The following is an 8,056-nucleotide window of genomic DNA, read 5'->3' as shown; positions in this document are numbered from 1 at the left end:
TCGCCAACGAGGAGATTGAGTTGCTTCTGGGCACCTTGGCGAGACACCCCCATTTGGTCAGCAATCTGGGGAGCCGTCTGCTTCTGACCAACCCAGGCGATAGCGCCCAAAATTTGCCACCGGGCACTGGTCAGGCCGAATGGGGCTGAAAATGTGTTACCCCACTCCAGCATCTTCCCGTTGGCCTGGAAGATCGCAACAACTGTCTCTGAGATTAATTGGGAAATTTCTTGCTGCATACGGTGGGCCTCAATGGAATCCAACTGACAACCAGTTTTCATTATTAGCAACCGGTTGTCAAGTGTCTTGTTTCAACCTACCCGCGAGAAGTGGCGGAAATGGCGCGGGCGCACACCGTCAGCAATAAGGTGGATGATGTCTGCCGATTTGTCTACCGCATATTCGCCCGGAGTCATGCCCACCACGTGCCTGAAAGCCCTATTGAACGCGCCATCCATTTCGTAACCCACCAGTTCGGTGATTCTGGTCAGTGCCAGATCGCTGTTACCCAGCAGGCACCGAGCCCGGTACAACCATGGAAGAAACCGAATCCGAAATTCGAGAAGCTATCGGGTTCCACATTGCCGGACTGCGCGAAGATGGCTTACCGCTTCCGCTTCCAACAAGCCAAGTCGAGTATGTTGAAGTTGCCGCGTAATGTTCGTCCAGCGGGCCGCGCCAAAGAGCATTAGCGCCCCAGGTCATCCTTATGCTTATGGGAGTGGTCCACTTTGTGGGCTTTTCTGGCCGTGTTTTCTTCCATCTGCTGGTCGATATTGCGGGTTCGGAGTTGCTGCTGCTCCATATCTCGTGCGATTTTTGCATTGGCCAACCGATCATAGGCCAACTTCCCCAGGTCGGTGAGGCTTGATTTCTCATCGATGAGGTCAGGCTGTTTTCCGTCACGCAGGAGCAAAACCTGCTCTTTGGACAACTCCACGCCATCTCCCGCCTGACGAAGCGCATGAACACCATTCCAATCCAGTCGCGCCAGGACACAGTCAGCGGCAATTCCATCCTGATCGATTTTGTACTCGCGTCCGACGCCAGAACTGGGCTGGCCTGACGAACTGGATCCGCTCCCTTGCACTTCGACCTTGCTTGCCGGGGCCTCTGGATTTGTCGGGGCCTCCGCAGATGCCGGGCTTTGCGGTTGATTCTGATGCTTCTGGGTCTCGCCCCGTTTGTGAGCCTCGAACAACTCCCTGATATTCTCTACACCCTGAGTTACTGTCTGTTTTAATTCCGCCACAATGCGATTGTCGCGTTTCATCTCCGTTTCTTCTCTGCTCTTGTTCAGGGTGTCAAAAAAAGAAAAGACTTGGGAGGGATTCAGCATAGGGTTTTCCATGGTGGTCTTGGTCTCCGAGGTTTTTGTGGTGATGGTTGGTTGGGGCGATAAGAGTTTTTCAAGGTGGGCTTGTTCAATCGGATTCTTAATGATGGCCAGAACTGATTCGGCACCTGCATCACGCAACAGATCCCGTGCGTCATAGCCAGAAGGGGTTTCCCCATAAGGTTTTATGGGCAGGGCGATGCCCGTTGACACGCCGAACACTCTGGCGGCTTTCAGCGCGTAGGTCTGGCCTTTGAATGCGGATTTTTCGCTGTCATTGTCGGCACAGATCACCACAGTACCCTGCAACCTGGTTTTCAGGGACTGGGCTACAGCGGGAAGATTCTGGGCAGATAAGGCGGCGATCACTGGCAGTCCCGTCGCCTGATAGATGGCGAGCCCAGTGCCGATCCCCTCGCAGATCACCACTTGTGGGGAGGAGATGATTGACTCAAAAGCGTGTAATGGGGCATCTTCATCGCTACCCACAATCGGGATCACGGCAAAGGCCCCCTTTGGGTTGGTCCCGGATACAAAATGCTTATCGGCGGATTTTCCTGATTCCGTCCAACCTATCCGCTGCATGCCAACCCAACGTACGCCATCCTGATCATCCAGAGAAAGCACGGGAACCAATAATTGTGCTCGCCCTTGCCGAAGTCCAGCCGGATGCAATTTGGGCATATCCAGATAGGGGAAATTCAGAACCTCGTGAGACTCGCGCCACCGCGTCAAAGATTCGAGGACCGCGCCACGCCGTCTTTCCTCCTGCTTTTTCCCCAGGGTATCCTGATTGGATTTGATTCTGGCTTTTTCTTCCGGAGTCAGGTCTCGTGTGGATCCTGCCGGGCGATAGTAAACGGGTTTTCCATCCGACTTGAAATTGAGAACCCATCCCCAGCCATCATCAAGAAGGTAGGATGCGTCCATTTTCCCTGTGGGTCCGTCACCTACATGCGCCCTGTGGACTCGACCATCAATTTTCAGTTGTTGCGGGTCGATATACACGCCCAGAGACTGGGCAAAATCGACAAACGAAAGTTCAGTGGGCTGCGTCAAACCAGCAGTTTTTTTACTCTCGCCAGTTCTTCCGGGTCGGTTGACAGATTGATCATGGATTGACGCATTTCTTCCATCACGATCTCGATGTTTTTCAGAGATTGCTGGTGCGAGCCCCGCAGCTTGTAGGTAGGCATCTGGGGTGAGAGTGGATCGTTTGGACTCAAGATGCTGGGTGAGTCGTTGTCTGATGTGCTCATGATTTCCCTCTGATTTCAGGATGGAAAGATGCTCCCATCCACGATACAGTGCCGGTTTGTCGAATATCCGCCGATCCCATATCCGCAATTCTACGCTGTCGCCAAATTTATGGCGAACCGCTTCCAACCCATCGGGCAATCCTCCCTGAATCTTGGCAATAACCCCAATGCTGGCTCCCCGACCGATATCATAAAAGCGTTCCAGTGTATTATCGAGAGCCTGTTCAGGCGTGGTGTGGACTACGACAATGACTGGCTGGAATCCACGGTTCAGGACCTGTCCGACTTTGGCCATTGCCGTGTCTGGGTCCGCCAGTTGCCCCTCATAAATGGCATGCACTTTGTCAGACCAACGGGTTTTTTCCAATACCATCGAGGTTTTTCCGGAACCGGGTGACCCAGTCAAAAGAATGACCCCATTTCTTCCTGGCTCTGGTTCCTCCTGAAGTACCCGACGAAACTGCTCCCCGGCCAGAACCGCAGCCGAATTATGGACGGGGCCGTTCAACCGGTTTCTGGATTCCTTGGACTCCCGGTATTGCTCGAATGTCTCCTTGAAGGTATCCGCGCTGATAAAGCGCCCTCCCAGTGACTGGGGTAATTCCTTGAAGCGTTTAATGAATTTGTCGGGCTTTGCTTCCACTGCCTGTGCCACTGTTTCCTGTATTTCATTACGACCGTCCCCGTTGAACGATACTCGCCGAATCTTTTCGATTGCCATAGCCCCCCCTATGCCGCCCGTTCCACCCGAACCCCGCCACTCGGTGACCATCCTCTGACCATGGCCACTTCCTCGACATGGCGGGCCTGTGCGCTACGCTTGATAGAAACGACGACGTTCACGGCTTCAGCGATGAGTTCAGGATTTGACGGGACTCCCGCTTCCTGGATCAGTTGTCCGATCCGGATCAGCGCAGCACTGGCATCATTGGCGTGAACTGTCCCAACTCCTCCGGGATGGCCGGTATTCCAGGCTTTGAGCAAAGCCAGGGCACTGCCATCACGCACTTCGCCCACGACGATCCTGTCAGGCCGCAATCGCATGGTTGCCCGCAACAGGCGCGTCATGTCGGTGTTGTCGGAAGTCCGCAAAAAAACCACATTGTCCCCAGAGACCTGAAGTTCACGGGTATCCTCGATCACGACGATCCGGTGATCCCTATCCACCTTGGCCACACAGTCCAGAATGGCATTGGCCAGAGTGGTTTTGCCGGTACCCGTCCCCCCGCAGACCAGAACATTCTGCCGATCCGATACGGCGGCCTCGATGGCCTGGCGTTGATCACCCGTCATAATTCCCTTGTTGACATAGTCTTCCAGAGAGAAGACCAGCAGGGCTTTCTTGCGTAATGCAAAACTGGCGTGTTCCACCAATGGGGGAACCAGCGCTTCAAATCGGCTGCCATCCAGAGGCAACTCACATTCCAGAATGGGCTTGTCGATGGTCACCACAGTATTGAGCATGGCCGCCACGGTGTTTACGATGGTGAGGGCTCGCACGGCATCGATCCGGGCGGTACAGGTCATGCCGGTTCCTAACCGATCAACCCAGAGCGCTCCATCCGGGTTGAGCATGATTTCCACCACATGAGGGTCTTCAAGGGGGCCTAGAATCTCCGACCCGAGGGCTCGGCGTAGGGCTTCTTTCTGACGTGTTCTGGTTTGGCTTACTTCCATCTGTCCTGCTCCCTGTACGGCCAGTGGCCTCATATACAGGCTCTGCAGGGAGGGAATCTTATGATTAGGTTTGGATGGTGTCTGTGGGAAAATTGGGCCATAAGAGGGGGAAGAACGGGGGCTTTCGATTCTGATGCTGGATGCGTACAATCAGTCAAGAACCGCCTCTTTGCGGACATGCATAATCTTTTCAAAAACCGTATAAATTGGAGTCGTATATGCTTAAGGGAAGTTGCCTATGTGGCAGTGTGGCCTACGAAATTCATTCAGAGCTCGGCTCCATCATCATGTGTCATTGTTCAAAATGCCGGAAAGCCAATGGTTCCGCATTCGCCACAAACGCTCCAGTCAACACGAAAAATTTTATGTTGACGAGAGGCGAAAAGTTTATTGCGGAATTTGAATCATCTCCGGGCGTGTTTCGAGTTTTTTGCAGGAATTGCGGTTCTCCGCTTTACAGCAGACGCTCGACAACTCCTGAAGTCGTTCGATTGCGAATTGGAACACTCGATACAGCAATTGAGAGCAAACCAACAGCCCATGTCTTCGCTGGATCAAAGGCTGAGTGGCATGAGATATGCGATGGCCTACCACAGTATTCTGAAAGGCCGTAGAACTGTATTTGTGACAGGGATGGCCGATATCGGCCAACGAAGAGTCGGAGGCGACCGCCCAGTTTGCGGCAAGCAATTTGGTGATATGGAGTTCGGCTGGGGCCGATGACTGGACCTCGGCCATTGCGGTCAGTGGCCTGGTTCAACAACCATCGCCTGCTGGAACCCATCGGCTACATACCGCCTGCCGAAGCTGAGGTAGACTACTACAAGCAACTCGCCGAAGAGGCCGCTACGGTGGCATAACTTAAACCAATCAGCCTCCACGAAACCCGGGGCGATTCAGGTTGGCGGATTCCGGCACAGCCAGTGCTTCAGGCTTTTCCCTGACTATCCGCTTTCTGGGCTTGATGCGCAGGTTCAGTTCCAGTTCCCGGTAAATCCGATACACCCGTTTGTGGTTCCAGCCAAACCCCTTCAGATTGCTCAGGTACAGGAAACATAACCCAAACCCCCAGTTACGATGATTATCAGTCAACCGGATCAGCCAGTCAGCGATTTCAGCATTCTCGCAGTTCAGCTTGGCCTGGTAACGATAACAGGTCTCGCTGATGTCCATGATTTCACATGCCAGTCGTACCGTGATGCCCTTGTTCGCCACCAGTTCCTGGGCCATCTCGCGGCGTCGAGATGGCCGGACTATTTTTTTCCGAGGATTTCCTTCAGAATGTCTGCCTTGAGACGTTCCTCGGCATACATGCGCTTGAGCCGGGTGTTCTCGGCTTCCAACTCCTTCATGCGCGACATCATGGACACATCCAGGCCACCGTACTTCGCTCGCCACTTGTAGAACGTCGCCGTACTGATGCCATATTCCCGGCACATCTCCGGTACCGGAACACCGCCCTCAACCCGTTTCAGCGCCTCAATGATCTGGCTATCCGTAAATTTCGACTGCTTCATGTAGAACCTCCTCATATCGAGAAAATTCTACTTCTATTCCCAACTTTTTACAGGGGGGATTACCGTGTTACTTGAAACAGGGGGAGAGAAGGAAATGGAAAGTGTAAGATTTTCTGACACTTTACCGAGTTTTCAGGCTTACCAGACTTCGGAAGCCCGGGATCAGGTCGGCTGTTTTCCTGCGATCATTCTTTCAAACTCGACGGCAGGTACGGCGGGGGAATACAGAAACCCCTGAACGAAGTCGCAATCGCATGATTTCAACAGATCACGCTGCACCTCTGTTTCCACGCCCTCTGCAATGGTCCTGATGCCCAGTTTGTGGGCCATGACGATGATCGCCTCGGTCAGCGCCCTGTCGTCCGCATTCTTCTCCAAATCCTTGATGAAGGAGCGGTCGATCTTGAGGTAATCGATATCAAATTGCTTGAGGTACGACAGTGAAGAAAAACCGGTACCGAAGTCGTCGATGGATACTTCGATTCCGCTGTTTCTGAAGTCCAGTAACCGTTCCATGGTTTTGGCTGATTTTTTGAACAACAACCCTTCCGTGATTTCAACGTTGATTCTGTTTCCGGGAACGCCCAGTTCTTTCATCTGCTTTTGCCAGACCTGCCTTTCCGGATACTCGAACTGGATAGGGGAGTTATTCACGCTGACCTGAATGATGCGTCCGAGCCGTTCCTGCCAGTCCACCACACGGGCGACTGCCTGCTGGAACACCCAGTCACCGATCTCGTGGATGATTCCGGATTCTTCGGCCAATGGAATAAAAATCGCCGGACTGACCATGCCCCGTGTGGGATGCTTCCAGCGCAGCAAAGCCTCTGCTTTGGTGATCGACCCGCTCTTCAACTCCAGGATGGGCTGATAGTACACATGTAACTCGTTTCGAGCCAGCGCCTGTCGGAGATCGTTGGTCAACTCCTGCTTTTCCCTGGCTTCCTGCTGCATGGATTGGGTAAAATAGCCGAAACGGTTGCGCCCTTCCGCCTTGGCCGCGTACATCGCTTGATCCACGTGTTTCAGGAGGCTTGCGATGTCCTGTGCATCCCCCGGATAAACGGTGATCCCTATGCTGGCAGAGATATGAACGGTATCGTTGTCCAGTTGATAGGGCTTGCTCAATACCTGAATGATATTCTGGGCAATACGCTCCACATGCGTCTGCATGTGGAGTTCAGGCAGAATGATGATGAATTCGTCCCCGCCCAGTCGAGCCACGGTATCAGCGTCACGCACACATTTCCGGATTCTCCGGGCGGATTCAACCAACAACAGATCGCCGGATGGGTGTCCCAGGGTGTCGTTGACTTCCTTGAACTGATCGAGGTCGATGAGCAGCAGAACCAGAGACGATCCGTCCCGCTGGGCTTTCTTGATCTCCTGAGCCAGCCGGTCATAGAACAGGTTGCGGTTGGGCAGGCCAGTGAGGGAATCGTAGTTGGCCAGCCGAAGCAGTTTTCGCATGCCGGAATGAAAATAGGTATCCAGGGCTAAATCCATGTCAAAGAAGACCACCTTCAATATCGCATCATAAGCCGCGATCAGTTTCGTACTGTCGTCTCCAAAAATCTCGTGCAAGATTGGCAGCAAGGAGGATAGATATTTCCGGTAGGCTCCGATATACCACTTTGGTTCGAGACCGACCTTCTGATGGGCATAACCGACTTTCAATCGATCTGAAACATAATCCTCGCTGTAGTCACCTGCAGTCAGGCGAAAAAAATACCGGGATTGTATTTTCTTGAGTCGGTTGACCGATGCTTCATCAGGAAGCATCATTTTCAATTCCGGAAAAGAAAAAACATGCCGATAGAACGAGTCGGTAAATGAATCGACAATTGCCTCATTGTGTTCCAGATACCGATGAATTTGCCCCAGAATCTCGACATCAACTTCGGAAAATTCAAGAAAATTCTTACGGTTGGCAATATTTTCCGCTGTAATCAACTTCTCTTGAGACATATAGTCCGAAATTATCTTCTTCTCACCCACAATGACTTCTCACGATGTCTCCCTACAGGCCAAATAGCATTGGGTTCAAAACTCACCCCTGGATGCATGCACAACTCAAGTCTACCAGATGTGCCATGTCTGCTCACGAGAAACAAATTTTCCGATATTTCCGCATCATTCCGGGAAAGTTTCGGGCAATATCCTGAATCCGTGTTCGTTATAGAAAATCCTCACCCGAGACCGAATCGACATGAATTTGACCGGCCAGTCTTTCAAAACCTCAACGAATTTTCATTCGGCTGAGTTTT

Annotated in this window: 7 protein-coding genes and 1 pseudogene; 3 read left to right on the top strand and 5 right to left on the bottom strand. The window is 52.6% G+C overall.

Annotation, left to right across the window (positions count from 1 at the left end; translation table 11 throughout):
- A partial coding sequence (locus tag M6F29_RS12405; RefSeq protein ID WP_366525999.1) for a MarR family transcriptional regulator occupies positions 1 to 173 on the bottom strand: 173 nt, incomplete at its 3' end.
- 165 nt (positions 174 to 338) lie between these two features.
- On the opposite strand from M6F29_RS12405, the gene M6F29_RS12595 reads away from it, so the two are divergent.
- Entirely contained in the window at positions 339 to 692 is a 354-nt protein-coding gene (locus M6F29_RS12595) for a hypothetical protein (RefSeq protein WP_298159541.1), read from the top strand.
- Here the strand turns inward: M6F29_RS12595 and M6F29_RS10530 are convergent.
- Positions 689 to 3,316 (bottom strand): toprim domain-containing protein, encoded by a 2,628-nt coding sequence (locus M6F29_RS10530; protein WP_298159539.1) that lies wholly within the window; start codon positions 3,314 to 3,316, stop codon positions 689 to 691. The two genes, M6F29_RS12595 and M6F29_RS10530, sit on opposite strands and share 4 nt — an antisense overlap.
- Positions 3,317 to 3,324: 8 nt before the next feature.
- Positions 3,325 to 4,272, bottom strand: a complete 948-nt coding sequence (trbB, locus tag M6F29_RS10525) for a P-type conjugative transfer ATPase TrbB (RefSeq protein ID WP_298159537.1) — start codon at positions 4,270 to 4,272, stop codon at positions 3,325 to 3,327.
- Positions 4,273 to 4,490: 218 nt separating this feature from the next.
- Here trbB and M6F29_RS12390 point away from each other — a divergent pair, with 218 nt between their 5' ends.
- Together M6F29_RS12390 and M6F29_RS10520 are read left to right on the top strand one after the other, a co-directional pair.
- A complete protein-coding gene (locus M6F29_RS12390) occupies positions 4,491 to 4,886 on the top strand; it encodes a GFA family protein (protein ID WP_366525997.1) in 396 nt (131 codons plus the stop codon).
- Between the two features lie 105 nt (positions 4,887 to 4,991).
- Positions 4,992 to 5,132, top strand: a complete 141-nt coding sequence (locus M6F29_RS10520) for a hypothetical protein (RefSeq protein WP_298159543.1) — start codon at positions 4,992 to 4,994, stop codon at positions 5,130 to 5,132.
- Between the two features lie 40 nt (positions 5,133 to 5,172).
- Here M6F29_RS10520 and M6F29_RS10515 read toward each other — a convergent pair.
- Positions 5,173 to 5,789: pseudogene (locus tag M6F29_RS10515) on the bottom strand (transposase); the annotation flags it as partial.
- Between the two features lie 162 nt (positions 5,790 to 5,951).
- Positions 5,952 to 7,757: an EAL domain-containing protein gene (locus M6F29_RS10510; protein ID WP_298159533.1), complete on the bottom strand. Its 1,806-nt coding sequence runs from the start codon at positions 7,755 to 7,757 to the stop codon at positions 5,952 to 5,954.
- Positions 7,758 to 8,056: the final 299 nt, after the last annotated feature.

The organism is Ferrovum sp. (genome assembly GCF_027317285.1).
Classification (GTDB): domain Bacteria; phylum Pseudomonadota; class Gammaproteobacteria; order Burkholderiales; family Ferrovaceae; genus Ferrovum.
This window is presented reverse-complemented; position numbering and strand designations above follow the sequence as displayed.